Consider the following 25163-nt stretch of genomic DNA (forward strand, 5'->3'; position numbering starts at 1 on the left):
GGCCTTCGTGTCAGGTCGATGGGGCGGTCGGCTGGTCGAGGGAAGCGAGGTTCTCGGGAGGGTGGGGTCCTCTTGCCAGGCGGAAGGTGTAGGTGAGGCGCCGCCATTCGCCGGTGATCTGGCGGCCGCCGGGAGCGGGCCCTTCGCCCTGCTCGAACGGGGCGACGAGGGGCTCCTTCACGCCGAAGACCGTGTCGGAGTCCAGATGCTCCCCGCCGGCGACGAACAGCTGGGTGACGAGCCGGTGATGCCCGGGGGCGTCGATCAGGAAGTGGATGTGCGGGGCCCGGAACGGATGCCGGCCCACGGCGGCGAGCATCTGGCCGACCGGGCCGTCATCCGGAATGGGGTATTCGCTGGGCAGGATGGTCCAGAAGGCGAGCCGGCCGTCCGAGCCGGTGAAGAAGCGTGCCCGCAGCTGCGGCTCCGGCAGGTCCGGGTGTTGGAGGTCGTACAGGCCCTGGTCGTCGGACTGCCACACATCGACACGCGCCCCGGGGATCGGGCGGTCTCCTGGGCCGACGACCCGGAGGTCAGCCCACACCGGGGTCCCCGCCATGCCTTTCGCCAGGTCGGTGCCGTGGGAGGCGTGGGGAGGGTCGTCGCAGTAGAACGGCCCGAGGACGGCGGACGGCGTGCTGTCAGGCGTGCGCGCGCCGCCGAGCACGTCGACGACGCTGGACAGGCCGAGGGTGTCCGACAGCAGGATGAACTCCTGCCGGTTGTCGTCGGTGACCTGACCGGCGCGGGTGAGGAAGTCGATACCGTACCGCCACTCGGCTTCGGTGAGGTCGTTCCCGATCGCGAACCGGTGAAGATGGCAGACCAGGTCGCGTAGGAGGCGCCTGGCCCTTGGGCTCGGCGTGGCGTCGAAGCTCGCCAGCACCTGCGTGGTCAGGAGGGACAGCTCCGCGGCGGTGCCGGCCGGTCGGCGGCCGTGCCAGGCGTCGTCGAGCAGCGCGGCGAGGTCCGGCGCGTCGAGCCGGCGGGGGTTGGGGTAGGACGCCCCGGCGGCGGTGGCGGCCACACCCGCCAGGTCGGCCTGGGCCAGGCCGAGTTCGCGCAACGACGCCGGGGCGCCCGCCGCGCGCAGGAGGTCGTGGACTCCCGACGGGGCGTCCGTCACCCCGATCGCCCGCGCGATGCGGGCCATGACCTCCGGTACGGCCGAGGCGTTGTACGCCATGGCGTGCGGGAGGATCACCGCGTGCGTCGCGGCGTGGTCCAGCGCGAAGGCGCCGCCCAGGATGTGGCAGAGCTGGTGGTGCAGTCCCATGCCGACCGCGCCCAGACAGGTGCCGGCCAGCCATGCCGCCTCCAGCAGCTTCTCGCGTACACCGGGGTCGTGCGGGTCGGCGCCGATCGTGGTGATCGCGGTGGCAAGATCGCCGATGGCCTGGAGGGCCATCGCGTCGGTGGCCGGAGTGGCCTGCGGTGAGTACAGCGCCTCGACCGCATGGGCCAGCGCGTTGGCCGCGCTGGCGACCGTCAGCGGCAGCGGAAGCCCCAAGGTGAGGTCCACGTCGTAGATGACGACCTCGGGCAGTACCTCGGGGCCCGACCTGGTGCGCTTGATCCCGGCGGTGGTCTCTCCCAGGACGGCCGTCACCTCTGACCCGGCGTAGGTCGTCGGGAGGATCACCTGGTCGACGTCGACGCGCGAGGCCAGGGCCTTGGCCAGCCCCGTCGTCGAGCCGCCGCCGACCGCCACGACACAGTCGGCGGCATGCTCCAGGGCGACGGCCAGCGCCTTCTCGGTGACCTCGGTGGGTGTGTGCATCACCGCGCCGTCGAAACGTGCCACCACCAACGGCCCGAGGCTCTCCTCCAGAGCTGCGGCCGCCTCGGCGGTGGAGCGGCCGGCCAGGATCAGGACCCTGCGGCGGCCGAGCCGCTCCACCTCGGCGCGCGTCCGGGTGAGCGTGCCCCGCCCGAAGACGACCCGGCCCGGACCGGATGGAGGGGTGAAGGTCCGCATCAGTTGCCTCCTCCCGTGGCGCCCGCCGGTTCCCGGTGGCCGTGGCCGGGCTCGGAGGATCCGGCGAGCCACTCCCGGCCCTCCCGGTAGAGCAGCCGAACCTCGGGGCCGGTCAACCCGGGCAGCCCGTTCCTCACCCGGTGCCCTGACTTCTCCTGCAGGTAGGCCAGGTGGCGGTACCCCACCGGGAACCGTTCCAGCAAGCCGGCGTCGAGAAGCGGCGACGCGGACGGGTCCACCGGGTCCATCCGGTCCTTCTCGTAGATCGGCTGCCGGCGGACGATCCCCCAGCGCCCCTCACGTTTCTCCAGGAAGTCGTAGAAGCGCCCTGTACAGGTGACGTCGACCAGCACCTCATCGACGCTTCCGCGCTGCTGGATCGTCATCTTCGTCTGCGCGACGGCGCGCAGTCCGCCGACTTCGGCGGTGTGTCCTCCGAGGAAGTGCAGGATGTTCATCCCTGCCTCGAAGCCGGCGCGGCTGGCCTCGATGAACGACGAGGCCGTGCCCTGGAACCAGGTGGCGCTCATCCAGCCGTCCCCGTGCCAGACCGTCGCGAACGCCTCCCAGTCGCCGGCGTCACGGAACAGGACCCAGTTCTCCACGATCTGGCGGATCTCGGCCTTGTCGCGATCGCTGTCTTGCATGCCGAACCCTCTCTCGCTGTTTGGTGAGAGGGTGCTGATCCGCGGCCGCAGCCGTCGAGCCGCTAGTTCTGCCCGGCGGAAAACGCGCCGAGATTCCTGGTCACGCCGAGCGCCGCTGTGCGAACGGCGGCGCTGAGCATCTGCAGGTCCTTCGTCGACCGTACGACCAAGGCCAGCGACGCCACCAGCCCTCCGTCCGGGCCGAAGATCGGGGCGGCCACCGAGGAGGCGCCCATCGTCATCTCTTCCAGGGAGAACGCCACGTGATGCTCGCGCACGCGGCGGAGCGCCGCGCAGAGCAGGCTCGGCAGCACGATGGTGTGCGGAGTGCAGCGCCGCAGGCCCTGGGCAACCACCGTGGACAGCAACTCAGGCTCGGAGAAGGCCAGAATGATCTTCCCGACGCCGGTGGCGTGCAACGGAAGCCGTCCGGCGACCGTGGTGAGTGTGCCCACCGATCGCCGTCCGGAGATCTTGTCGACGAAAACGGCCTCGATGCCGTCACGTACAGCCAGTTGAACGTTCTCGTGCGTCGCCTCATACAGGTCTTCCATGAAGGGCAGGGCGACCGAGCGCAGATTGCGGTGCCGCGGCGCCAGAGCGCCGATGTGCCATAGTCGCAGCCCGATCTGCAGCCGGCCGTCGGCGGTGCGCTCCAGCGCGCCCCAGCCGAGCAACTCCCCGGCCAGACGATGGGCCGTCGCGATCGGCAGACCGCTGCGCTCGGCCAGTTCGCTCAACGTCAGCACCGGCGCGACGGAGGAGAACGCGCCGAGCAGCGCCAGCAAGCGGCTGGCCGTGCTACGTCCGGCATCACGCGTGTTGCCACCCATCCCGCACCTCCTGCTACCTGCTGTTTCCGCCGGGCGGAATCGAAGTGTAGCACCGTGTGACGGAGCGTTCCTAAACTTCCGGATTGAGCGCGGGCGTCCACGATGGAGTGCCCGGCTCGGCGGATCTGGGAGGTCTAATGGACTCCACGACAAAACACAGCCGATGGATCCAGCCGTTGTGCTGGACGGCGGTCATGCTGGACGGATTCGACATGGTCGTCCTCGGCGTCGTGCTACCGGTGTTCCTGAGCGGACACGTCTGGGGAATGACCCCGGCGACCGCTTCGATGGTGTCAACCAGTGGGTTGGTCGGGATGATGATCGGCGCGCTGGCCATCGGAACCGTCACCGACATGATCGGCAGACGCAAGGCGCTGGTGGTGTCGGTGGCCGGTTTCTCGCTGTTCACCCTGGCATGCGCGGCCGCTCCCTCACTGGTGGTGTTCGGCGCACTGCGCTTCCTGGCCGGCATCGGGCTCGGCGGATGCCTGCCCACCGCCATCACGCGGGTGGCTGAGCATCAGGCCGGCCGGGGCAAAAGCGCCGGCGCGACCACGATCGTCATGACTGGCTACCACACCGGTGCCGTCCTCACCTCGCTCCTGGGCATCGTCTTGATCCCCGCCTTCGGGTGGCGGGTGATGTTCGTGGCCGGGGCGCTGCCGGCACTGGTGCTGGTGCCGCTGCTGCTGAAGTACCTTCCCGAGTCGCCGAGCTTCCACCTGCAGGCCGCCGCGCCCGGGGGATCGGCCAGGGCGGGACGCCGCGCCGTGCTGGGACTGTTCCAGCGAGGCCTGTTGCCGACGACACTGCTGCTGTGGGCGGCCACGTTCCTGGGCCTGCTGCTGGTGTTCGGGCTCAACACCTGGCTGCCGCAGATCATGCGACAAGCCGGCTACCCCCTGGGTACCGCGCTGGCGCTGCTGCTGACGCTCAACGCCGGCGCGGTGGCGGGCATGCTGGTGGCCGGTGTCCTGGCCGACCGCAAGGGGGTACGTGGCGCGGCCATCGTCTGGTTCGTCGGCGCGGCGTTGTTCCTGGCCGTGCTGAGCGTCCGGCTTCCCGCGGTTGGGCTGTACGTGGTGGTGTTCCTGGCCGGGTTCTTCGTCTTCAGCGCCCAAGCACTGATCTACGCCTACACCCAGCGCGTCTACCCCGCCCATGCCAAGGCCACTGGCCTGGGATGGACCGCCGGAGTGGGCCGGCTCGGCGCCATCACCGGACCACTGCTCGGCGGCGCCCTGCTGTCAGCCGGAATCGCCTATCCGTGGGGCTTCTACGTGTTCGCCCTGGCAGGCGCTCTGGCCGCGGTGCTGCTGACCTCGATCCGGCCTCGCCGCAACCCCGCCACCGCCCCCGACGTCGGCGCTGGGGTCGGCCTGGACGGCGCAGTGCCGTAGGGACGATCTCGCCGAGCGCTACGGCGTGAGCCGGATGCCGGTCCGGGATGCGCCGCCCGCTGGAGGGACGAGGGCAGATCGCCTACTCACCGCATCGCGGCTACCACATGCCGCACATGGATCCGCCAGATCCTCGCCTACTAAATGGATATGTACTCGTTCAATCCAGTGGAGATCGTTCTCTTGGGGGCCACATCATGAACCAGTATCATTCTCCGCCACCAGCAGCCCGGAAAGTTGCCCAGCCCTCGGCTCGCGTCGGCGAATGCGGCTGCGAACAGAAGATGATGCAAGATATCGCCGGCATCATGCGAGCCCAGCCGCACGGGACGCTCGGCCGGCAACGGCAGTTCGTATCCGATGCCTCACACGAGTTGTTCACCCCGATAGCGGGGCTGAGGGCACGGCTGGAGGAGGCTCGACTGCACCCGGGGGAAACCGGCCTGGAGACCCTGCTCGTCGGGGCGCTGAGCGACGTCTGCCGGTTGCAGGCGATCGTCGCGGACTTGCTTGTCCTGGCCCGGCCAGAGGCGCATGCCGCCGAGCGGTGGGAGCTCATGAATCTGGGCGACCTGGTTCAAAGCGTGCTTTCCCGGCGGACAGACCGCTGTGAGGTGACCCTCCGGGTCCAAGGCGGGGTGATCGTGAACGCCGTCCGATGCGACATGACCCGGTTGTTCGGCAATCTGCTGGACAACGCTCAGCGACACGCCGTGGACACTGTTCACGTCGAGGTGCGCCGTAGGGGGGACACCGCCGAGTTGGTCGTCGCCGACGACGGCGTGGGGATCGCCGGGACCGATCGGGAGCGGATCTTCGAAGTGTTCACCCGGCTGGATGCCTCTCGTTGCCGCCGTTACGGGGGACCGGGGCTCGGACTGGCGATCGCCCGTGGCCTGGCCTGGGCGCATGGCGGAACTCTCTGTGTGGAGGACTCGCCCTTTGGCGCGTGCTTCGCGCTTCGGCTGCCCCTGGCCCGGCCGGATGCGGATGGGGCCGCGGCGCCGGGCTCACGGGCGGAGGTCCACGCGTAGAGGTGGCCGGCATCATGCCGGGCGACACAGCCGGGCGAGGTCTCCTGTCTGCGGATTGCGCGTCCAGCCTGAAATTGATCGGTCAGGGGGCGGGGGTACCGGCCATCGGGGTTGGCGGCTCGGCAATTGCCGGAGAACGACCGTTCTGGTAGCCTACGAGAGAACGATTGTTCTCTATCAAGAGGAGCCGACATGACTTCCAATCCACGCCCTCCCTTCCCCCCGTTCACCCGTGACAGCGCCGTCGAGAAGGTCCGGCTGGCGGAAGACGGCTGGAATACTCGCGACCCCGAGAAGGTCGCTCTCGCCTACACCGTCGACTCCCGCTGGAGGAACCGCGCAGAATTCGCCGACGGGCGTGAGGAGATCGTCGCTTTCCTGACCCGCAAGTGGAAGCGCGAACTGGAATACCGGCTCATCAAAGAACTCTGGGCCTTCGACGGCAACCGGATCGCCGTGCGTTTCGCCTACGAGTGGCATGACGACTCGGGTAACTGGTTCCGCTCCTACGGCAACGAGAACTGGGAGTTCGACCCCGACGGGCTGATGCGCCGGCGTTACGCCTGCATCAACGACCTGCCCATCAAGGAATCGGAGCGCAAGTTCCACTGGCCGCTCGGACGCCGCCCCGATGACCACCCCGGCCTGAGCGACCTTGACCTGTGACCGCGGACCCGGTCACGTGATTCGCACTCTGGACGTTCGCCAGCCGACCTCAGAGGTGCCGGCCACTCCGAAACGGCCTCGACGATGTCCTGGTATCCGGCCGCATTGGCAGATGTTGCCCGGAAGACGCTCGTGTACCTCGGCCTCGTCGACATCGTGGCCGGACACCTCCAACAGCTGAAGTGGAAGCGGCGATGCGCGGTGAGCCACCCGCTCAGTGAACGTTTCAGCCTCGGGTGGACTCGGCGACGCGGTGGTACGCCTTGTCGCTGAGGGTGATGATCCCGGCTTTGTGTAGTTCGCGCAATGCCCAGATGCGGGCGGCACTCAGGTCGTGGAGCTCGGCCGGGGCAGTGTTTTCGTTGAGGCAGGCGGTGCGATCCTTTACCGCGCCGGCGCGGACCAGATGCAGCACACGGATCGACTCGGCCACCCCGTTTCCGCTCTTCGGGACGGCGCGGGCCCTGTCCGCCAGGACGGCCTCGGCAGCGGAGTAGGAGTCCAGCGGATCGGACTTGCCCGTGGCTCTGCGCTGCTGCCGATCAGGGCGATTGACCTCGACCACCTTGACGTTCGCGCCGCTCAGGTGGCGAGCCAGACCGGCACCGTAGGAGCCGGTACCTCTACCCCCACCGCATGCGGCCGGCCGAAGGAGTAGGTCCGCGTATCCCGCTCTGCTCGGCGGGGGAATCCTGGTGGACGCGGGGCACGGTCGTCTCCAGGCCCTGGACGCCGGTGGCGGGCCTCGGCGTTCGCGAACGTCCCGTCGTACGACTTGCCGATCTTCGCGGTCCCGCCGATCTCGGTCAGTACCCGCTCCAGCCTAAGATTGGATACAATGTGCAGTGACATTTCCTTACCTCATCCGTGAGAGGACCAAGTGCTCTGATGGCCTACAGGTCCCCGCCGACGGCGCAGGAGGCGGTCATGACCGAGCTGCGCCGACGGATCAAGCAGGGGGAGCTCAAGCCGGGCGCCAAGCTTCTCCAGGACGCGCTCGCCGATCAGCTGGGCGTGAGCAGGGTGCCGGTCCGCGAAGCTCTCAAGGTGCTGGAGGGCGAGGGCCAGGTCACGTACATCCCGCGCCGGGGATACTTCGTCTCCGAGTTGGATCTGGAGGACCTGGAGGAGATTCAGCTCCTGCGCGATCTGCTGGAGACGAAGGCCATCGAGCGGGCGATGTCGCGGCTGACCGACGAGGACATCGCCGCGATGAGTGCCGCCCTGGACGATATGGGCGCGGCCGGCAACGACGTCGTTGAGCTGAGCGCGGCGCACCGCCGGTTCCACTTCGCTCTGCTTGACGCCTCCGGGCTGCCCCGGCTGACCAAGTTGATCCACCAGCTCTGGGACTCCTCGGAGACCTACCGGACCGTCTACCACGGGAACGAGACGTTCCGGGCGGCGGCGTCCAGTGACCACCACGGTCTGCTCGACGCCGTTCGTGGACGCGACGTGGCCAAACTGGTGACACTCGTCCGTGAGCACCGCCAGCACACCATTGAGGGCCTGCGCCGGACCGTCGACTCGGCCGAGTGACCGACCGGCCCGGCTCAGGGTGGCGTCGACGAGCGCCCGCGGGCGGTGTCGAGAACAGCTTGGACGATTGACGCGTACCCCGTGCACCGGCACACGTTGCCCGACAGCGCCTCGCGCACCCCGGTCTCGTCGAGTGGCCCGGGTTGTCCGAGCAGCTCGGCCGCGCAGACCAGGAAGCCCGGCGTGCAGAAGCCGCACTGCAGCGCGTGCCGCTCGGCCATCGCCTGCTGCAGGTCGCGCCAGCGGCCGTCACGGTGCAGCCCCTCGACGGTGGTGATCATCCGGCCCTCGGCCTGTACGGCCAGCATGAGGCAGGCCCGTACGCTGCGGCCGTCGACCAGCACCGAACAGGCGCCGCACACCCCGTGCTCGCACCCGAGGTGGGTGCCGGTGAGGCCGAGGCGGTCACGCAGCAGGTCGGCCAGGCTGAGCCGGGCCGACACGGTCACCTCCACCGGCTGGCCGTTGACCATGAACCGGACCTCGTTCACTGTTCCTCCTGTGGCAGGGCTCGGCCGTGGGCCTGGGCCAGCGCGCGGCGCAGCGCCACGGCGGCCAGGGCGCGCGCGTATTCCTGATCGTGTGCCGGGCGCAGGGCCTGGCTCCACATGGCGGCCAGCTCTGCCCAGACGTCAGGGCTTGCCTGCGTCCCTGCCAGTCCGGCCGGCTCGGGCAGCACCTGAGGCACGTCTCCCGCCGCCAGCGCCCCGGCCCGCAGGGCGGCGATGCGGCCCGCGCCGTCGAGCCGCAGGGTGACGGCCGCGCCGGCCAGCGCGAAGTCGCCGTGCCTGCGGGCGAACTCGACGAAGCCCCAGCCCTCGCCGGGGTCCCGCGCCGGCACCCGGATCCAGGTGATCGCTTCGTCCGGCTCCATCTGTGTGGTGAAGTAGCCGGTGAAGAACTCCGAGGCGGGCACCTCGCGCCTGCCGCGCTCATACGAGTCGAGGTAGATCGTCGCCTCCAGCAGCGCGGCGATCAGCGGGAGCTCCGCGGACGGGTCGGCGTGCGCGAGGGTGCCGCCGAGGGTGCCCCGGTTGCGGATCGCCACGTGCCCGATGTGCGCGGCGGCCGCTGCCAGCAGCGGCACTCTGCGGGCGAAGACCGGCGCGGTCTCGATCGTACGGTGCCGGACCAGCGCGCCGACCAACACGGAATCCACATCCTCGAAGGTCCGCTCCAGCTCGCCGAGCGCGCCGAGGTCGACGAGCGTCCTGGGCCGGGCCAGCCGCAGGTTCATCATGGGCAGCAGGCTCTGCCCGCCGGCCAGCACCTTGGCGTCATCGGAGCGCAGCCAGTCGAGGGCCTGCCCGACCGAGTCAGGCCGGCGGTAGGTGAACAGGGCCGGCTTCATGCGCGGCCCTCCGACATGGCGGCGAGCACGTCCTCGGGGCGCACTGGTGTGGCGGTCACGGTCAGCGATGGCGTCGGCCGGTCGAGCGCTCGATCCACGGCGTCGTCCACAGCCGCCGCCACGGCCGCGTACACCGCGATCGTGCCGCTCTCCCCGACCCCGCGGACGCCGATCGGGTTCGCGGTGGTCTGTACGGGCAGGTGCCTGATCTCCACGGCGGGTACCTCGCAGGTGCCGGGCAGCAGGTAGTCGGACAGTGTGGTGCTCTGCGGCTGTCCCTCGGCCGTGTAGCGGAACTCCTCCAGGAGCGCGCCACCGATGCCCTGGGCGACGCCGCCGGCCACCTGGCCGGCCACCACCATGGGATTGATCTCGGTGCCTCCCTCGTGCGCGACGGCGTACCGCAACACCGAGCACAGACCCGTCTCGCGGTCCACGCCGACGATCGCCACGTGCGTGCCCATCGTCCAGGTAACCGTGCCGGGCCGGAACCGGTGCACGCAGGCCAGTGGTTGGCGGTGCTCCAAGAGGCCTCCGGGGGCGAGCGCGGCGGCCAGCTCAGGCCAGCCGACCGTGCGATCCGTCCCGGCAGCGGTGAACTTGCCACCGTCGAGCCGCGCCTCGGCCGCGCCGAGCAGTTCGGCGGCCAGCTCCTCGGCGCGGTCGACCAGCTCGCGGGCGGCCAGATAAACGGCGGATCCCGCGAGCACCGCGGAACGGCTGGCGAACGTGCCGATTCCGTGTGCGATCGCGTCGGTGTCGCCTGTGCGCACGGTGATTTCCTGAGGGGGCACCTGCAACACCTCCGCGGCCACCTGGGCGAGCGTGGTCTCGTGGCTCTGTCCCGCGCTGGCGGACCCGGCGCCGACGAGGAGGCGGCCCGTCCCGGTCAGCTCGGCCCGTCCCGACTCCCAGGGGCCGCGGCCGGTCGCCTCCAGGTAGTTGACCAGGCCGTAGCCCAGAACCAGCCCGGGGTGCGCGGCGGCAAGGTCGCTGAGATGCCCGGTGTCGAGCATCTTCTCCGCGGCCTGCTGGCAGGCGAGATGGTCACCGCCGTCGTAGGCGACGGGGACACCGTCGCGGTACGGGATCGGGCGCGGGTAGGGCATGTCGTCCGCGGTCAGCAGGTTGCGCCTGCGCAACGCGGCCCCGGTCATCCCGAGCCGCCGGGCGGCCAGGTCGAGGCTGCGTTCCAGAGCGAAGCACGCCTCCGGCCGGCCGGCTCCGCGGTACTGGGCTACCAGCGCCTTGTTGGTGAACGCGGCTCGCCCGGTGATGCGAACGTCATCGACGCGGTACGGGCCGAGCAGATGCACGGCGGTGTTGGCGATGATGCCGGCCGTCCACAGGCTGCCGAACCCGACGTCGATGACAAAGTCGCTCTCCCACGACAGGATCCGACCGTCGGCCGCCACGGCGAGGCGGGTGTGGTGCACCTGGTCGCGGGCCTGTGCCGCGCCGGTCAGGTGCTCGATCCTATCCTCGACCCACAGCACCTCGCGGTGCAGCCGACGGGCCAGCTCGGCGACCACGACCTCCTCGGCGTAGACGTTCGCCTTGGTGCCGAAGCCGCCGCCGACGTCGGGCACCGACACCCTGACCCGGTCCTCGGTCAGCCCGAGCGCCGTGCAGACCCCTGCTCGGACCTGGTGCGGGATCTGCGAGGAGGTGACCAGCTCCAGCCGTTCGGTGATCGGGTCGAGCCTGGCCAGCGCGCCCCGGCACTCCAGCGGCGCGCCGCCGTGCCGGCCCATCCGAAACGTCTCGGTGACGACCGCAGCGGCGGCACGCCGGGCGGCCTCGACATCGCCGAAGCGCACCTCGATGCGGGCCGCCTCGTTGCTCGTCAGATGGGGATGGACGAGCGGCACCGTGGCGGCCAGCGCGCGGTCGGCGTCCACTACGGGGTCCAGCGGCGCATAGTCCACGTCGATCAGTTCGAGCGCGTCCTCGGCGAGGTGGCGGGAGTCGGCCACCACCGCGGCCACCGGTTGCCCGACATAGCCCACCGCGCCGCTGGCAAGGCAGGGCAAGTGGGGGTCGGCCATGGCGAAACGGGTGGCCGCGACGAAGTCGGGATGTGGCTCGTGCAACAGCGGCAGCCGCCCGGTCAGGTCGTCCCCGGTCAGCACCATGTGGACCCCCGGCAGCGCCCGCGCCGGGCCCGCCTCCACCCGGGCCAGCTCGGCGCGGGCCTGGGTACTGCGCAGGAACGCGACGTGCAACGTCCCGGGACCGGCGAGGTCCGCCAGGAACCTGCCCTCGCCGGCGAGCAGCCGCCGGTCCTCCTTACGGGGCACGGACCGGCCGAGCCACCCGCTCATCGGATGCTCCTCTCGAGGCGCCACAGCGCCAGCGACAGCACGAACGAGACCAAGACGAGCAGCAGGATGGTGGCCATCATGTCCGGGTAGTCGCCCGCGGTGTAGGACTGCAGGACGACTCTGCCGAGGCCGCGCTTGGTGGCGAAGAACTCGGCCAGCACCACGCCCACCAGGGCCAGGCTCACCGCCAGGCGCAGTCCCGTGAGCACCGGCCGGCGGATGGCGGGCAGCGTTACGTGCAGCAGCGTCTGCGCTCGGCCGGCGTTCAGCGATTTGGCGAGACTCCAGTACACGCTGGGGATGGCCCGTACTCCCGTCGCCACGTTGATCAGCACCGGGAACATGGCGAACAGCACGCCCAGCGCGATCTTCGATCCCATGCCCAGGTGGAGCAGGGGCAGCAGCAGCGGGTACAGGACGATCTTGGGCACCCCGTTGAGCGCGACGACCAGCGGCTCGAAGACCAACCTGGCGCGGCGGGAGCTCCCCAGCGCCAGGCCGAGTACGGCGCCCGTCATGGCGCCGATCACGAACGCCCAGAAGGCGGCCACGCACGTCACCGCGAGGTCGTGCTGGAACGAGGTGTCCGCGAGGTCGCGGACCAACGCCTGTACGGTGGCGGCCGGGGCCGGGACGACGAACGTCATCCCGGACACCACCTGCCAGACGACGACAGCCAGCGCGGCGACGCCGGCGGAGCCCAGCGGGGCGGTCCAGGCCGCCACGCGGGCGCGGTACGGCGCGGTCCAGGCCGTCATCGGACTCTCCTCGCGAACAGGACGCGCTCCACGATCTCCAGCACCGCCGTGAGGAGGATCGACACGCCGAGCACGATGGCGACGTAGGCGTACATGTGCACGGTGTCGAACGACTCGTACAGGTAGCGGATGCGGTAGCCGAGACCCGCCTGGGCAGTGGTGAACTCCATGGCGATCGCACCGATCAGCGCGTACGCCGTCGCCAGTCGTGCCCCGGCGAACACGAAGGGCGCCGCCGCCGGAAGCGCCACACAGAAGAGGGTCTGCGTCCGCGTGCATGTGATCGACCGCGCCAGCCTCATGTAGACGGCGGGCACGCCGGACAGGCCGACCCAGGTGTTCAGCGTCATGGGGATGGCCGCCATGATGGAGGCGAGGATGATCACCGACCAGATGTTGAGGCCCACCAGCACGATCATCATCGGGTAGAACAGGACCAGTGGTACCGAGTAGAACGCGATCAGGTAGGGCTCGAAGATTCGCCCCGCGATCGGCAGCTTCCAGAACACCACCCCAAGGCCCAGCCCGGCGAGCAGCCCGAAGGATATCGATGTGCCGATCTCGACGCCCGACCTCGCCGCATCCCGCCAGAACTGCCCGGTGCCGAGGAGTGCGCCCGCGGCGGGCAGCACCTCCGAAGGCGGCGGTAGCGTGGCCGAGGTCCACAGCTCCAGCCGTGAACCTGTCTCCAGCATGGCTGTACAGAGCACGATCAGCACTGCGGTGGCCACCGCGCTGCGCGCGCCGTCGCCCGTCCGGCGCCACCGGCCCGGCGTCGGCTTGGGGGCCTTGCCGGTCCGGCGAGTCGCGACACCCGTGTTCGTCGTCATCGCGGCACCCTCGACTCGCTGGCGAACCCGCGCATCGACTCTGCCTGCACCGAACGCCAGACGCGGTTCTGCAGCCGGTTGAATTCGGGGGTTGAGACGATCGACGCGTCGCGGTCCTGCGGCAGATCGACGTCCACGACGTCGATGATCCGGCCCGGCCGGTACGACATGACCCAGACCTGCTGGGACAGCAGGATCGCCTCGGAGATGTCGTGAGTGACGAACAGCACGGTCTGATGGGTCTGCCGCCAAATCCGGACCACCTCGGCGCCCAGCAGCAGCCGTGTCTGCTGGTCGAGGGCGGCGAACGGCTCGTCCATCAACACCACGGAGGGTCGCAGCGCGAGCGTGCGGGCCAGCGCCACCCGCTGGCGCATGCCCCCCGACAGCTCGGCCGGGAAGGCCTTCTCGAAGCCCCGGAGCCCGACGAGCTCGATCGTCTCGGTGGCGCGTTCGTTCTGCTCAGCCCGGCCCATCCCGGCGATCTGCATGGCGAACCTGACGTTGTCGAAGACGTTCTTCCAGGGCAGCGTCGAGTCCTCCTGGAAGACCAGGCCGACGGCGCGGTCGGGCCCGACCACCCGTCGGCCGTCGATCGTCACCGTGCCGTGGGTTGCCTTTTGCAGCCCGGCGACCACGGCCAGCAGGGTTGACTTGCCGCAGCCGCTGGGGCCCACGATCGACACGAAGTGGTGGTCGGGGATCTGGCGGGTGATGTCGTCCACCGCCACGACCTCGGTGCCCGGTCCGGTGCGGAATCTCACGCCCAGGGCGTCCAGCACGATCCCGGTCCTAGTGCACATGTGTGTCTCCTCTGGCCTTCACAAGCCGGTCCGGGCGTCCGCCGGCAGGTACTGCTGGTCGAGCGTGGTCTTCCAGTCGACCGGCTGGTCCAACTGTCCGACCTGCACCATCAGGTCGGACAGCCGCTGCAGCGCCTTGAGATCGACCTTGAGCGAGTACGCCTCGGCCAGCCGCGGGGTCTGCCTGAGCCCGCGCTCCAGCACGGGGGCGTCCACCTTGATCAGCGGGGCGAGGCTCTTGGCGGCGTCCGCCGGGTCGTCGCTCACGTACTTGAACGTCTTGTCCATCACGGTGAAGAAGGTCGAGAGGACGGCGGCATTGTCCTTGGCGTAGGACTCGCTCACCGCGACGAGGTCGGCGGGGAAGTCGCCGATGACGTCCCGTGAGGCGACCAGGACGCGAGCCTTTTCCTGCTCCTGCTTCTCGGTCACAAAGGGATGCATCGCCCAGCCCGCGCTGATGCGGCTGGCCTTGGCGGCGGCCCAGTTGTCACCCATCTGCCCCACCTGGACGGGCGCGATGCCCTTGTACTTGTGCTGCAGCGCCTTGACGATCAGCTCGGTCGTCGATCCGGCTCCGGAGAAGCCGAGGCTGGCCTTGTCGAGGGTGACACCGGTCTGGGGCGTGATCCAGTAGAAGTCGTTGACCTGGAACCAGGGCGCGATGATCCGCAGTCCGGACCCGGGTTTGGTGGCGGCCAGCAGTACGGAGGTGTTTCCTGCGATGGCGACGTCGGCGTCCCCCGTGGAGACCGCCCGCAGGGTGTTGCCGCCGCCGCTGCCGGAGAACAGCGAGACGTTCAGTCCGGCCTGGACGAACCAGCCCTTGTCCTTGGCGACCTGGATGATGGCCATGAACGGCAGGCTGTCGAGGCCGGTCGCCGAGATGCGCAGCGTCTTGGGCGCTGATGTGCCGTGGGCGGCGGGGGAGTCGGTGTTTTCACTGACGCAGCCGGACACCAGTCCCACGGCCACCAAGATGGGGATGGCCAGGCTCGTGCGGCGCATTCGCGGGATGAGACTCATTTCCACGCTCCTTGAACAGCGGACGCGGGTGCGGCCGTGGTTCGGTCTTGCTGGTTGTGTTGTCGGGCCAGGTGCCGGGCCCGACGCCTGGCGACGGCCCGGTCGATGATCACCCCGAATGCGATGGCCGCCGCCACGGCCAGTGCTAGCGTGATAGCGCGCGGTAGGGTCGGCGGTTCCGGCTCTCGGACGGCTCGCGCTGCCGGCGACTGTCGGGGGGTGCCCGCCAGCGCGGGCGGTGCGCCCACGGCGTCGTCGCCGGGCTGCGGATAGCCGTCACCGGTCATTCAGATTTCTCCGGCGATCTCTGCGAACGCGCGCAGCGTGGGAGCCTTGCTCTGGCCTGGCCGGACGAAGGGGACGATCGACACCTGGTCGACCCCGTGCTCGGCGATCTGCTTCAACCGCACCCGGCACTCGGCCGGGGTACCAGCCAGCGCGAACAGATCGACGAGTTCGTCGCTCACCAGATCGGCGTGGTCCGCCTCGGTGTCCATGTGATGGTAGTAGTCATAGCTTTGTCGGATCCGGTCGATCGCGGCCTGCTGAGACTCGCTGACCGCGGCGGGCAGCGGCCGAATCACCACCCGGGCCACGTGCGCCCTGACCAAGTCCTTGGCCTCGTCGCTGTCGTCATTGATCGCAGTCGGCGTCCAGAGCACGACGTCGAGGTCCCCAAGGCAACGTCCGGACGCTCGCGCCCCGGCTTCGATCCTGGCCAGCGCGGCCTCGATGAACTGCGGCGCGGTGCCCACCAACGCGATCACCCCGTCCGCCACCCGGCCTGCCAGCTCAAGGATCTTCGGGGCCGACGCCGCGATGTAGATCGGTACGGGGATCGGCTCGCGAACGTAGTTCAGATGAAACGCGACGCCGCTCACGGCTTCGACGACCTTCTCTCCACGAAACAGCGCGCGCAGCTCCGAGATCGCCTGCTCCAGCTCGGCGAGCCTGAGCGGCTTGAGCCCCATCGTGCGCAGCGAGGAGTCACCAGTGCCGATGCCCAATGCGACCCGGCCGCCGGTGAACTCCGAGAGCGTTGCCCAGGTGCTGGCCAGCAGGCTACGGTGGCGGGTGACGGCGTTGGTGACGCCCGTCCCGAACACGATCCGTTTGGTGCCGACGGCGGACGCCCCCATCACGATCGACGACTCCCGCCAGATGTTCTGCGAGTCGCCGAACCACACGTTCCTATAGCCCAGCTCTTCGGCGAGGGTGACGTACTGGCACATGTTCTGAACCGGCTCGGTCGAGAACAGCCCGACCCCTTTTGTGATCAAAGTCACTCCCTCGGATTGGATATTGGATAAAATACTCTTTTTGTGGATGCGTGTGAAGAGGCGGCCCGAAGAGGGAGCGTGCCTTCACCGCGACCATGACCCAGCCCTGTGAGTCCTTGGAGCTACCGTGCTGCTGACCAACGAAATCACCGTGCCCGTGCCGGCCGACCGGGCATGGCGGCTGCTCACCGACGTCGAGCGGGTCGCCTTGTGCGTCCCCGGGGCCGAGCTGGTCGCCGTCGAGGGCGACACGTTCACGGGCGTGCTGACGCTAAAGGTCGGTCCGATCACCGCGCAGTACCGCGGCACCGCGCGGTTCACCGAGCTCGACGCGGGGGAGCGGCGGATGGTCCTGTCGGGGCACGGCGGCGACGTGCGGGGCCAGGGGACCGCGGCGGTTCGCATCACCATGACGCTGGCTCCCGGCGTGGCCGACGCCACGGTCCTACGGCTGGAGACCGACCTGGAGCTGACCGGGCGGATCGCTCAGTTCGGGCGTGGCGTGGTCGAGCAGGTCGGCGACCGTCTGGTGGCCCAGTTCGCCGATCGGCTGCGCGCGGAGCTGGCGGGCACCGCCGCTCCGGCGCCCGCGGTCCTGGACGCCGGAGCGCTGGTGGCCGCAACCCCGATGGCGCGCGCCCTCACCGCCGCCGGCGCGTTGACCCTGGCGGTCCTGCTGGGCATCATGCTCAGTCGAGCGGAACGCTGGCTACGCCGCTGACCCGGAGCCGCTTGGCGCGGCCGGAGGCTGCCGGAAGCGGCCGGTGAGATGGCCCGGCGCGGCGAGCAGGGCGGCGGTCTCGATGATGTCATCGTGCTCTCGCGTCACCCGCCGCGCGGCCTCATCGCGGTCAGGTCACCGGCCCACGCGGCACGGGCGATCTGCTCGTTCGCCCCACGCAGCGCGTAGAGATCCCCGGCCGCGAGGTGAGGCAGCGCACGGCGTACCGCCTCGCCCTCCAGAACACGCAGCGCCTCCCGCACGGGCGCCCGGCTCACACCCGCCGATGGTGCTCATCACCCTCCTTCTCTCGCGCGCGTCGGCCTGGCACCGCGGCCGGCGAGCCGGGCGTGGTGGCGGAAGGTCGTAGCGCACGGAGGGAACGGGGCTCGCTCACTCGAACCATCGTGGGGAGGTGGTGCGCGGCGGCGTCAGCGTGGTTCTCAGAACGACCAGCCGGGGGGAGCCGGCCCGCAGTGCCGTGGCCAGCGTGTCCTGTAGCGGCTCGCCGGGATCGGTGACCTCGGCCGCTTCGATGCCGAACGACCGAGCGAGCGTGAGCCAGTGGGGCGCGACCAGGTCCACGCCGTGGCACGCATGGCCCGCGTGCTCCTGGTCGTACCGCAGTACGCCGTATCCGCCATCGTCGACAAGCAGGACCGTGATCGGCGGCCCCTCCTGCGCGAGCGTGGCCAGCTCTCCCAGCGCGAACATGATGCCGCCGTCCCCGACCAGCGCCAGCACCGGGCCACCGGCGTCCGCCGCGCCGATCGCGGCCGGCAGAGCGTAACCGAGGGTCCCCCAGCCCACCGGGTACTGCAGGTCACGCGGCCGGCGCACCGCACCGTAGCTCCCATACCAGTAGCCGGAGATCGTCATGTCGGCGACGATCCGCGTACCTGTGGGCAGCGCGCGCTCGACCGAGTCAAGCAGCCGCACCGCCGTGCGGGTGCGGTCGTCCGCGGCCAGCCGGCTCCACACGTCCGAGCGCAGCGCCTCCAGATCGGCGTACGGGGTCCGGTCGCCGCCGGGCAGCCGGTCGAGCGCGGCTGCGACGACCGTCCGGACATCGCCCAGAACCCCGACGTCCGGCCGGTAGTTGCCGGTCAGGTCCGCGGCCGAGCAGTTGACGGAGGCGAGGCGGTCCGGCATCGGCATCCGCCAGTTGCGGGTCATCATCCCGTCGAAGCGGGTGCCCAATGCCACGAGCAGGTCAGCCTTGGCGATCAAGTCCTCGACCTCAGGCTCGTGCGGCGGCAGGCCGACGAGCAGTGGATGGTCAGGCGGGAGCACGCCGCGCCCGCCGTAGCTGGTGACCACCGGGGCGCCCAGCCGCCGGGCCAGCATGTCCACCACGTGGGCCGCCTCCGACTGGATCGCACCGCCTCCCACCCACAGCACGATCCGCGGGGCGGCCGTCAACTCGGCCACCAGCATGTTCACCTGCTCCTGTCGCGGCGGTGGCGGCTCATCCTGGACGAGTACAGGCAGCGGCTCGGCGGGCCGGTCGAGGACGTCGCTCGGGATGTCGAGGTAGACCGGGCCACGCGGATGCCGCAACGCCGTCCTGGCCGCATCGGCGACGGCGGCCACCGCGGCCTGCGCGTCGCGTGGCCGGTAGACCGCCTTGGCCAGTGGCTCGAACAACGCCGCCTGGTCGGGGCTCTGGTGCAGAACTCCGTGGACCGTCCCGGTCCTCGGCCCAGACGAGAACGCGGACGGCACCTCGCTGGCGATCAGCAGGACGGGCGAGCCCGACGCCCACGCCTCGCCGAACGCCGCGACGGCGTTGGCCGCGCCCGGTCCGGTGGTGGTGAGCGCCACCCCGAGCCCTCCGCCGGCCCGGGCCAGCCCATCGGCCGCGTACACCGCCGTCTGCTCGTGCCGCACGCCGGTGATCTTCGGCCGGTCTGGGGCGCTCTCCCTCCAGAACGCCATGTTGTGCACGCCAGGCAATCCGTACACGGTGCGCACGCCCAAGGCGGCGAGCATGTCCAAGATCGCCGCGGCGGTGGTTTTCTGCGTCATGGGAGACTCCTTCACTCTGCGGATCCGCGCAGGTACACGGTCGAGGTCTGCGTGTAGAAGTCACGCGCGGCCCGCCCCTGCTCCTTGGGGCCGCAGCCGCTCTGCTTCACCCCGCCGAACGGGACGTGCGGATCGGCTCCGGTCGACTCGGAGTTGACGTGGAGTACCCCCACCTCGAACCGTGCCATGGCCTTCAACGCGGCGGTGAGGTCGTTGGTGAAGACAGCGCCGGACAGTCCGAACTCGCTGTCGTTGGCCAGTTCCAGTGCCTCCTCGGTGCAAGCCGCTGTCGTGACGGCGAGCACGGGGCCGAACACCTCCTCACGCCACAGCGCCACGTCCCGGTCGGCCAGCAGCGCCACGGTCGGCCGCACGAAGTAGCCGTCGTCTTTGCTCTCCACGGCGTCGCCGCCGACCAGGATCGAGGCGCCTTCCCGGACCGCCAGGTCGATGTGACCGAGCACCTCCTGCCGCGCGCTCGCCGAGGCGACCGGGCCGACGTCCACGCCCGGCTGAAGCCCGTCACCGACCCGCAGTGAGGCGACCCGGGCGCAGAGTCGTTCGAGGAACGCGTCACGGACCTCGCGGGCCACCACGACACGAGAGGTCGCGGTGCACTTCTGCCCGGTGGAGGCCATCGCGCCGTCGGCGACGAGCCGGGCGGCTAGGTCCAGATCGACGTCGGCCAGCACGACCGCCGCGTTCTTGCCGCCCATCTCCGCCTGCACCGGCTTGATCAACCCGCCGCAGCGCTCCAGCAGGCCACGCCCGACCTGGGTGGACCCGGTGAAGGTGATCGCGTCGATATCGTGGTGCCCGACGATGAGATCGGCGTCCTTGCCGTTGACGAAGACCGTCGACAGCACCCCCGGCGGCAGGCCGGCCTCGGAGAGCGCCTCGGTGAGCCGGACCGCCAGCAGGGGCACCAGGCTCGCCGGTTTCCACACCACCGTATTGCCGTGCACCAGAGCGGGGGCGATCTTCCAGGCGGGGATCGCGATGGGGAAGTTCCACGGAGTGATCACGCCGACGACGCCCACCGGTCTGCGCTGCACCAGGATCCGCTCGCCGGCCCGGGGGGAGGCGTAGGTCTCGCCCTGCGCCCGGTGGGGTTCGCCAGCGTGGAAGCGCAAGATGTCGGCCGCCAATCGGGCAGTGCGCGGCGGGCTTGCTTGATCGCCTCCTCGATCTGACTCCTGCCGGCGAGCCTCGCCACCGCGACGATCTCGCCAGGGCGAGCGGGGTTCAGGTCGGGCTGCTCGGAGCCTTCCCCTCGGCGCCAGTCGCCGGCGATGAAAACGTCCAGATCCATCCGCACCACCTCCAGAGGATTTTGGATATTATATACATTCTACTTTGGTGCGCTGCTACCCCAGGAAGGTGCCTCATGGCGACCACTCTGATCGAGAACATAGGTGTGCTGGCGACCGGCGAAATCGGCGTCGCGCCCCTCCGCGACACGTGCCTGACCGTCGAGGACGGGGTGGTCGCCGCCGTGGGATCCGTACCCGCGCGACCCGACAGGGTGCTCGACGCCGCCGGGCTGACCGTCATCCCCGGCCTGGTCGACGGGCACGTCCACCCGTCGTTCGGCGAATGGACGCCGGCGCAGGACACCATCGGCTGGATCGGCAATTACGCGCAGGGCGGCACCACCACCATGGTCTCCGCCGGAGAGTTGCACGTGCCCGGGCTGCCGCTCGACGAACTGACTCCCGCACTCGTGGTCTCGCTCGCGCACACTTCCCGCGCGACAAGCGGCCGGCTGCGCCCCTCCGGTGTCAAGCTGCACGCTGGGACGGTGCTGCTGGTGCCCGGCATGAAGGAGGCGCACTTCGACCAGCTCGTGGCGGCGGAGGTGCACCAGGCCAAGTTCATCTTCTACGACTGGCGCCGGCTGGGTGACGGCGAGGCGCAGGATTACGTGCGCTGGGCCCGCGAGCGGAACATCACCGTCAAGATCCATTCGGGTGGGGTGTCCCGCTCAGGCTCCAGCCGGATCGCCGGACACGAGGTGGTCACCGCCGTGGGCGCCGACGTCGTGGCGCACATCTCGGGCGGCCCCATCCCGATGCCGGACGAGGAGATCATCGGCGTGATCGACGACCTGCCCGGCTGCGCCGTCGAGGTGTGCAGTTCGATGAACTACCGCGCCACGACCGTGGTCACCGGCCAACTCCTCCGCGCCGGGCGCCTGGACCGGCTCACGCTGGGCACCGACACCCCCGGTGGCACCGGCGTGATCCCGCGCGGGATGCTGCGTAACGTGTGCTTCCTCGCCTCGGTTTGCGGCGTGCCTCCCGCTGACGCGGTGGCGTGCGCCACCGGCGTGACCGCATCCCGGCACAGGATGTCCGCAGGGGTACTACGGGAGGGCATGCCGGCCGACCTGGTGGTGCTCGGGCCGGTGGAGGGGTCACAGGCCGCCGACGGGCTGGAGTCCTTCGCTCTGGGGGACCTGCCCGGGCTGTCCGCCGTGTTCGTCGACGGCTCGCCCCTGTTCGTGGGGCGCAGCGCGCAGACCCCGCCGCCCCGCCGTCTGGCCCGCTGGACCCACGGCGGATGAGCGCCGGTCGGCCTCGCAGACATGGGCTTGAGCCGCCCGCGAATGGCCTCAACCACCACCAAGGCGGACGGGTGCCGGAGGTGCCGCGATCAGTTCTCCGCCACGCTGAACAGCTCCTCCTCGACCCGGTCCAGCGCCAGCCGTACCGCGCCGAGGGCCACCGATTCGTCGCCCAGGATCGAGGCCTCGACCTGCACCGGGAAGAGGCACAGCTGGGCTGAGCCCGAGCAACTTCTTCGCCGCCGTCTGGCGGCATCCCGCGCATCCACACCGACGGGGGCCTGATCGGCGAGGCGCACACGCGGCGCGGACTGATCGTGGCCGACCTGGTCAAGCGCGGGATCTCTGCTGGGGCTCGATCCGCTCTGGCGCGAGTTCCTCTGGCACCACCTGTGGGAGTTCGACCGCATCGAGCAATTCCTCATCTACGCCCTCGGCCTGGTGGACACCGCGCTGTAGGACCTGGCGGGCAAGGCAGCGAACATGCCCGCGCACCAGCTGCTCGGCACCCGGGACGCCATCCCCGCCTATGCCAGCACGGTGACGTTCTCCACCACGGAGGAGTACTCGAAGTAGTCGACCAGTGCCTGGAACTGGGCTACCGGGCGATCAAACTGCACGCCTGGGGCGACCCCCGGGCCGACGCCGAACTCTGCCAGAAACTGCGAGCCCACGTAGGTGACGAGGTCCCCCTCATGTTCGACGGCTCGGCCGGTTTCGACTTCGCCGACGCCCTCTACGTCGGGCAAGCCCAGTACAAGGGCGGTATCGCTGGTGCCATGCGTATCACCCATCTCGCCGACAGTTTCCAGCTGCGGGCAGAGGTCCACGGAGCGGGCGTCGTCAACGCGCACCTGTGCATGGCCATCCCCAAGTGCCCCCACCGTTCCCAAGGATCGGCTACGGCACGCACCATTGACGTTCCAGATTCATGACCGGATCGTGGTCGTCACTTCCCGACCTACTCGCCCCTGAAGGTCGGCGACGACACGTTTCCGGTTCCGGTGGCGTCCGCTGAATGACAAGGCGTGGAGTGCCCGCGGTGCATCAATCGGCCACCGCGGGCCGGCCCACCGAGCCGCAGGATCGTCGATCGTTCTCCCGAGACTGAGGGAACGATCGACGGGCTGCGGCTACTCCTGGAGCAGTGTCCGCGGGCGCGATCCGTACGTGCCAGAGGCATTGCTGTACGCCGTGCCGGGAGCTTCCGACCATCACCGGCCACGCGGCCGGGGGCGCGCCCGGCCATCGCGCGCAGTGGCCAAGGCGTTGCGCGAGCCTGCCGGGCAGCGGCCGGAGATCAGGCATCTGAAGGCCGCGACAGCGTGACGCGGGCGGGCCTGCCCTCCTTCGTCTGCGTGAGCTTGCTCCGGATGACGAGAGCCATCCCGGCCAGCGTGAGCCCCATGCCGGCGATCTGCATCGGCGCGGGCGCCCCGGCGAGCTGCAACAGCGCCGAGCTGACTCCCACCAGCGGCGGTACGGCGAGACCGAGCAGGGCGGAGTAGGACGGCCCGCCGGTCAGCAGGATGCGGTGCTGCAGGAGGTAGGCGGGCACGTAGATCGCGATGCCGAGCATGACGAGCATGCCCAGCGCCGCCCAGCTGATCCGCTCGCCTGCCGCGATGTCCGCCGCCGCCCACGCGGCGAGCGGGATCGTCCCCACCGCGAAGATCGGCAGGATGCGTGGCGCCATCGCCCCCTGGTAGCCGCGGTTCGTCCTGCTGAAATACAGGCCGTAGAAGGCCATGGAGAACATCGCCGCGAGCGCGACCAGCGACCCGAGTGCGACGTCGTCGCCGAGCGTCCCCACCAACCGGGGGATGGTGTACAGCGCGGCGCCGGCGACCGCGATCGTCGTTCCGACAATGGTGCGCGGCGCAGGCCACGCGCGCAGCAGGACGCTCTCGGCGATCAGGACCACGGCCGGGGTGAGCGAGAGGGCCAGCGCGGGCAGCGCCGGTCCGGCGAGGCTGATCGCGACGGTCGAGAGCATCGTGTACGCGGTTACGCCCGTCAGCGCGAGCAGCACGACCTGCCACCACCGGTACCTCGCGTCCTTGGTGGCCTTGGTGGCCGGTGCGGCGCCGGCGGGAGACCACCGGGTGAGCGCCAGCAGGCCCAGGACGGTGAAGCCGGTACGGCCGGCCGACACGATCGCGGTGCTCGCGTCGCGCAGAGAAGCCTCCACGATCAGCCAGGTCGAGGCCAGCAGGACGACCAGCGCGGCGGACTGCCACATCAGCCTCCCCCTGCCACCGCGCCCGCTCACCGCGCCACGGTCTCGTAGACGGAGCAGGTGCGTTCCACCATCCGCGCGGCCACGTACAGCTCCTGGTACCGGTCGCGCGCGCGGCCGGCCATGCCCGCGCCACGATCCTCCCGTGCCAGGACGCTCAGCGCGGCTCCCGCCAGGGCGTGCGGGTCGTCCGGAGTGACCAGCAGGCCGTCGATCTCGTGCCGGACCAGCTCGGGGATGCCGCCCACCGCCGTCGCCACGATCGGGATCCGCGAAGCCATCGCCTCCAGGATGACGAGGCTGGCCGCGTCGCCCCGTGACGGCGCCAGGAGCACGTCCGCGCCGATCTCCGCGGTCAGGGCGCCCGACACGCTGCCGTAGAAGCGCACGTGCTCGGCGATCTGGAGGGCGGAGACCAGCCTGTGAAGGAGGGTCTGGTCGGGGCCGGTCCCCACGAGGTGCAGCTTCGCGCCAGGCAGTTGGCCGAGCATGAGCTCGAACGCGAGGATCGCGACATCCGCGCCCTTCTCCGGGGACAGGCGGCCGCAGTACAACACCTGCGGCCCCGAGGCCGGCTCCAGCCTGAAGCTCGACGCGGCGGGGACGTCGACGCCGTTCGGCACGTAGTGGACGCGGCCCGCCTCGCCGAGGAACTTGCCGATGGCTCTCTGGGCGAACTCGGCGACAGCGATGACCGGGAAATCCGCGCCCGTGGCCAGGGCGGCCTGGAGGAACGGGTCGACCGGGTTGTACATGTGCTGCGTGTACAGCAGCGGCGTCCCGATCGTCGCGGAGAGCTCCTCGCCGCGGAAGCCGGCGTGCATCAAATGGGCGTGGATCAGGTCCGGGCGCCAGGCGGCACCCGTTTCGAAGAGTGCGGCCGGGTCGCCGGACCCCCTCGGCACCGGCGCCGGCAACAGGGTCGGGTCGACGAAGACGTCGGCACCCGCTCTGCGGCAGTGCTCGGTCAGGACGCCGTCGCTTCCGGCTACCACGCCGACCTTCAATCCGCGGGCGATCTGGTGGGTCACCTGGGTGGCGACGTGGCTGACCGTTCCACCGGTCGTGGGGCCACACTGCACCAGATGCATGACGCGCATGTGTTGCGTCCTTTCCTGATGGGCCATTCGGGCTGAGGGC

The 25163-nt window shown here is 70.2% G+C and carries 24 protein-coding genes; 7 read left to right on the plus strand and 17 right to left on the minus strand.

Annotated elements, in window-relative coordinates:
* Positions 1-10: 10 nt before the first annotated feature.
* The 3 genes from ACIBI9_RS53675 to ACIBI9_RS53685 all read right to left on the minus strand — a co-directional run bounded on the left by ACIBI9_RS53675 (position 11) and on the right by ACIBI9_RS53685 (position 3458).
* Positions 11-1978, minus strand: a complete 1968-nt coding sequence (locus ACIBI9_RS53675; RefSeq protein ID WP_397235186.1) for a maleylacetate reductase and hydroxyquinol 1,2-dioxygenase domain-containing protein — start codon at positions 1976-1978, stop codon at positions 11-13.
* Positions 1978-2625 (minus strand): nuclear transport factor 2 family protein, encoded by a 648-nt coding sequence (locus tag ACIBI9_RS53680; protein WP_397235187.1) that lies wholly within the window; start codon positions 2623-2625, stop codon positions 1978-1980. Before ACIBI9_RS53680 ends, ACIBI9_RS53675 begins: the two co-directional genes overlap by 1 nt.
* Before the next feature lie 62 nt (positions 2626-2687).
* Entirely contained in the window at positions 2688-3458 is a 771-nt protein-coding gene (locus ACIBI9_RS53685; protein ID WP_397235188.1) for an IclR family transcriptional regulator, read from the minus strand.
* A gap of 194 nt (positions 3459-3652) precedes the next feature.
* Between ACIBI9_RS53685 and ACIBI9_RS53690 the strand changes: the two genes are divergently transcribed.
* The 3 genes from ACIBI9_RS53690 to ACIBI9_RS53700 all read left to right on the plus strand — a co-directional run bounded on the left by ACIBI9_RS53690 (position 3653) and on the right by ACIBI9_RS53700 (position 6558).
* Positions 3653-4858 carry an MFS transporter gene (locus tag ACIBI9_RS53690; RefSeq protein WP_397235189.1) on the plus strand — a complete coding sequence of 402 codons (1206 nt, stop codon included), beginning with the start codon at positions 3653-3655 and terminating at the stop codon, positions 4856-4858.
* 197 nt (positions 4859-5055) lie between these two features.
* Positions 5056-5892, plus strand: coding sequence for a sensor histidine kinase (locus ACIBI9_RS53695; RefSeq protein ID WP_397235190.1), 837 nt, complete (start codon positions 5056-5058; stop codon positions 5890-5892).
* A gap of 192 nt (positions 5893-6084) precedes the next feature.
* Positions 6085-6558: a DUF1348 family protein gene (locus ACIBI9_RS53700; protein ID WP_397235191.1), complete on the plus strand. Its 474-nt coding sequence runs from the start codon at positions 6085-6087 to the stop codon at positions 6556-6558.
* A gap of 226 nt (positions 6559-6784) precedes the next feature.
* On the opposite strand, the gene ACIBI9_RS53705 is transcribed toward ACIBI9_RS53700, so the two are convergent.
* A complete protein-coding gene (locus tag ACIBI9_RS53705) occupies positions 6785-7123 on the minus strand; it encodes a hypothetical protein (protein ID WP_397235192.1) in 339 nt (112 codons plus the stop codon).
* A 362-nt stretch (positions 7124-7485) separates the two neighbouring features.
* On the opposite strand from ACIBI9_RS53705, the gene ACIBI9_RS53710 reads away from it, so the two are divergent.
* Complete coding sequence (locus ACIBI9_RS53710) at positions 7486-8097, plus strand: GntR family transcriptional regulator (protein ID WP_397235193.1); 612 nt, start codon at positions 7486-7488, stop codon at positions 8095-8097.
* A gap of 14 nt (positions 8098-8111) precedes the next feature.
* On the opposite strand, the gene ACIBI9_RS53715 is transcribed toward ACIBI9_RS53710, so the two are convergent.
* From ACIBI9_RS53715 to ACIBI9_RS53750, 8 genes are all read right to left on the minus strand, one after another.
* On the minus strand, positions 8112-8588 hold the full coding sequence (locus tag ACIBI9_RS53715; protein ID WP_397235194.1) for a (2Fe-2S)-binding protein: 477 nt from the start codon (positions 8586-8588) through the stop codon (positions 8112-8114).
* A complete protein-coding gene (locus ACIBI9_RS53720; RefSeq protein WP_397235195.1) occupies positions 8585-9448 on the minus strand; it encodes an FAD binding domain-containing protein in 864 nt (287 codons plus the stop codon). Before ACIBI9_RS53720 ends, ACIBI9_RS53715 begins: the two co-directional genes overlap by 4 nt.
* Complete coding sequence (locus ACIBI9_RS53725) at positions 9445-11772, minus strand: xanthine dehydrogenase family protein molybdopterin-binding subunit (protein WP_397235196.1); 2328 nt, start codon at positions 11770-11772, stop codon at positions 9445-9447. Before ACIBI9_RS53725 ends, ACIBI9_RS53720 begins: the two co-directional genes overlap by 4 nt.
* Positions 11769-12530 carry an ABC transporter permease gene (locus tag ACIBI9_RS53730; protein ID WP_397235197.1) on the minus strand — a complete coding sequence of 254 codons (762 nt, stop codon included), beginning with the start codon at positions 12528-12530 and terminating at the stop codon, positions 11769-11771. Before ACIBI9_RS53730 ends, ACIBI9_RS53725 begins: the two co-directional genes overlap by 4 nt.
* Complete coding sequence (locus ACIBI9_RS53735) at positions 12527-13360, minus strand: ABC transporter permease (protein WP_397235198.1); 834 nt, start codon at positions 13358-13360, stop codon at positions 12527-12529. The genes ACIBI9_RS53730 and ACIBI9_RS53735 overlap by 4 nt, the downstream gene beginning before the upstream one ends.
* Positions 13357-14163, minus strand: a complete 807-nt coding sequence (locus ACIBI9_RS53740; protein WP_397235199.1) for an ABC transporter ATP-binding protein — start codon at positions 14161-14163, stop codon at positions 13357-13359. Before ACIBI9_RS53740 ends, ACIBI9_RS53735 begins: the two co-directional genes overlap by 4 nt.
* A gap of 18 nt (positions 14164-14181) precedes the next feature.
* Positions 14182-15189: an ABC transporter substrate-binding protein gene (locus tag ACIBI9_RS53745; RefSeq protein ID WP_397235200.1), complete on the minus strand. Its 1008-nt coding sequence runs from the start codon at positions 15187-15189 to the stop codon at positions 14182-14184.
* A 287-nt stretch (positions 15190-15476) separates the two neighbouring features.
* Positions 15477-16475 (minus strand): LLM class flavin-dependent oxidoreductase, encoded by a 999-nt coding sequence (locus ACIBI9_RS53750; protein ID WP_397235201.1) that lies wholly within the window; start codon positions 16473-16475, stop codon positions 15477-15479.
* 121 nt (positions 16476-16596) lie between these two features.
* Here ACIBI9_RS53750 and ACIBI9_RS53755 point away from each other — a divergent pair, with 121 nt between their 5' ends.
* Positions 16597-17190, plus strand: coding sequence for an SRPBCC family protein (locus tag ACIBI9_RS53755; RefSeq protein ID WP_397235202.1), 594 nt, complete (start codon positions 16597-16599; stop codon positions 17188-17190).
* A gap of 104 nt (positions 17191-17294) precedes the next feature.
* On the opposite strand, the gene ACIBI9_RS53760 is transcribed toward ACIBI9_RS53755, so the two are convergent.
* The 3 genes from ACIBI9_RS53760 to ACIBI9_RS53770 form a co-directional block, all read right to left on the minus strand.
* Positions 17295-17468 (minus strand): hypothetical protein, encoded by a 174-nt coding sequence (locus ACIBI9_RS53760; protein WP_397235203.1) that lies wholly within the window; start codon positions 17466-17468, stop codon positions 17295-17297.
* 115 nt (positions 17469-17583) lie between these two features.
* A complete protein-coding gene (locus tag ACIBI9_RS53765) occupies positions 17584-19218 on the minus strand; it encodes a thiamine pyrophosphate-binding protein (protein WP_397235204.1) in 1635 nt (544 codons plus the stop codon).
* 11 nt (positions 19219-19229) lie between these two features.
* Complete coding sequence (locus ACIBI9_RS53770) at positions 19230-20366, minus strand: aldehyde dehydrogenase family protein (protein ID WP_397235205.1); 1137 nt, start codon at positions 20364-20366, stop codon at positions 19230-19232.
* Between the two features lie 239 nt (positions 20367-20605).
* On the opposite strand from ACIBI9_RS53770, the gene ACIBI9_RS53775 reads away from it, so the two are divergent.
* Positions 20606-21784, plus strand: a complete 1179-nt coding sequence (locus ACIBI9_RS53775; RefSeq protein WP_397235206.1) for a hypothetical protein — start codon at positions 20606-20608, stop codon at positions 21782-21784.
* Positions 21785-22176: 392 nt separating this feature from the next.
* Complete coding sequence (locus ACIBI9_RS53780) at positions 22177-22719, plus strand: enolase C-terminal domain-like protein (RefSeq protein WP_397235242.1); 543 nt, start codon at positions 22177-22179, stop codon at positions 22717-22719.
* A 365-nt stretch (positions 22720-23084) separates the two neighbouring features.
* On the opposite strand, the gene ACIBI9_RS53785 is transcribed toward ACIBI9_RS53780, so the two are convergent.
* Both ACIBI9_RS53785 and ACIBI9_RS53790 read right to left on the minus strand, forming a co-directional pair.
* A complete protein-coding gene (locus ACIBI9_RS53785; protein WP_397235207.1) occupies positions 23085-24026 on the minus strand; it encodes a DMT family transporter in 942 nt (313 codons plus the stop codon).
* 26 nt (positions 24027-24052) lie between these two features.
* Positions 24053-25123: a glycosyltransferase family 4 protein gene (locus ACIBI9_RS53790; RefSeq protein WP_397235208.1), complete on the minus strand. Its 1071-nt coding sequence runs from the start codon at positions 25121-25123 to the stop codon at positions 24053-24055.
* Positions 25124-25163: the final 40 nt, after the last annotated feature.

It is taken from the genome of Nonomuraea sp. NPDC050451 (assembly GCF_044458585.1).

Bases quoted from the DNA above. Each gene is read 5' to 3' on its own strand.
- ACIBI9_RS53735 (WP_397235198.1), bottom strand. From the start codon at position 13,360: ATGACGACGAACACGGGTGTCGCGACTCGCCGGACCGGCAAGGCCCCC.
- ACIBI9_RS53730 (WP_397235197.1), bottom strand. From the start codon at position 12,530: ATGACGGCCTGGACCGCGCCGTACCGCGCCCGCGTGGCGGCCTGGACC.
- ACIBI9_RS53675 (WP_397235186.1), bottom strand. From the start codon at position 1,978: ATGCGGACCTTCACCCCTCCATCCGGTCCGGGCCGGGTCGTCTTCGGG.
- ACIBI9_RS53695 (WP_397235190.1), top strand. From the start codon at position 5,056: ATGAACCAGTATCATTCTCCGCCACCAGCAGCCCGGAAAGTTGCCCAG.
- ACIBI9_RS53720 (WP_397235195.1), bottom strand. From the start codon at position 9,448: ATGAAGCCGGCCCTGTTCACCTACCGCCGGCCTGACTCGGTCGGGCAG.
- ACIBI9_RS53745 (WP_397235200.1), bottom strand. From the start codon at position 15,189: ATGAGTCTCATCCCGCGAATGCGCCGCACGAGCCTGGCCATCCCCATC.
- ACIBI9_RS53790 (WP_397235208.1), bottom strand. From the start codon at position 25,123: ATGCGCGTCATGCATCTGGTGCAGTGTGGCCCCACGACCGGTGGAACG.
- ACIBI9_RS53775 (WP_397235206.1), top strand. From the start codon at position 20,606: ATGGCGACCACTCTGATCGAGAACATAGGTGTGCTGGCGACCGGCGAA.
- ACIBI9_RS53710 (WP_397235193.1), top strand. From the start codon at position 7,486: ATGACCGAGCTGCGCCGACGGATCAAGCAGGGGGAGCTCAAGCCGGGC.
- ACIBI9_RS53680 (WP_397235187.1), bottom strand. From the start codon at position 2,625: ATGCAAGACAGCGATCGCGACAAGGCCGAGATCCGCCAGATCGTGGAG.
- ACIBI9_RS53765 (WP_397235204.1), bottom strand. From the start codon at position 19,218: ATGACGCAGAAAACCACCGCCGCGGCGATCTTGGACATGCTCGCCGCC.
- ACIBI9_RS53785 (WP_397235207.1), bottom strand. From the start codon at position 24,026: ATGTGGCAGTCCGCCGCGCTGGTCGTCCTGCTGGCCTCGACCTGGCTG.
- ACIBI9_RS53685 (WP_397235188.1), bottom strand. From the start codon at position 3,458: ATGGGTGGCAACACGCGTGATGCCGGACGTAGCACGGCCAGCCGCTTG.
- ACIBI9_RS53725 (WP_397235196.1), bottom strand. From the start codon at position 11,772: ATGAGCGGGTGGCTCGGCCGGTCCGTGCCCCGTAAGGAGGACCGGCGG.
- ACIBI9_RS53690 (WP_397235189.1), top strand. From the start codon at position 3,653: ATGCTGGACGGATTCGACATGGTCGTCCTCGGCGTCGTGCTACCGGTG.
- ACIBI9_RS53740 (WP_397235199.1), bottom strand. From the start codon at position 14,163: ATGTGCACTAGGACCGGGATCGTGCTGGACGCCCTGGGCGTGAGATTC.
- ACIBI9_RS53700 (WP_397235191.1), top strand. From the start codon at position 6,085: ATGACTTCCAATCCACGCCCTCCCTTCCCCCCGTTCACCCGTGACAGC.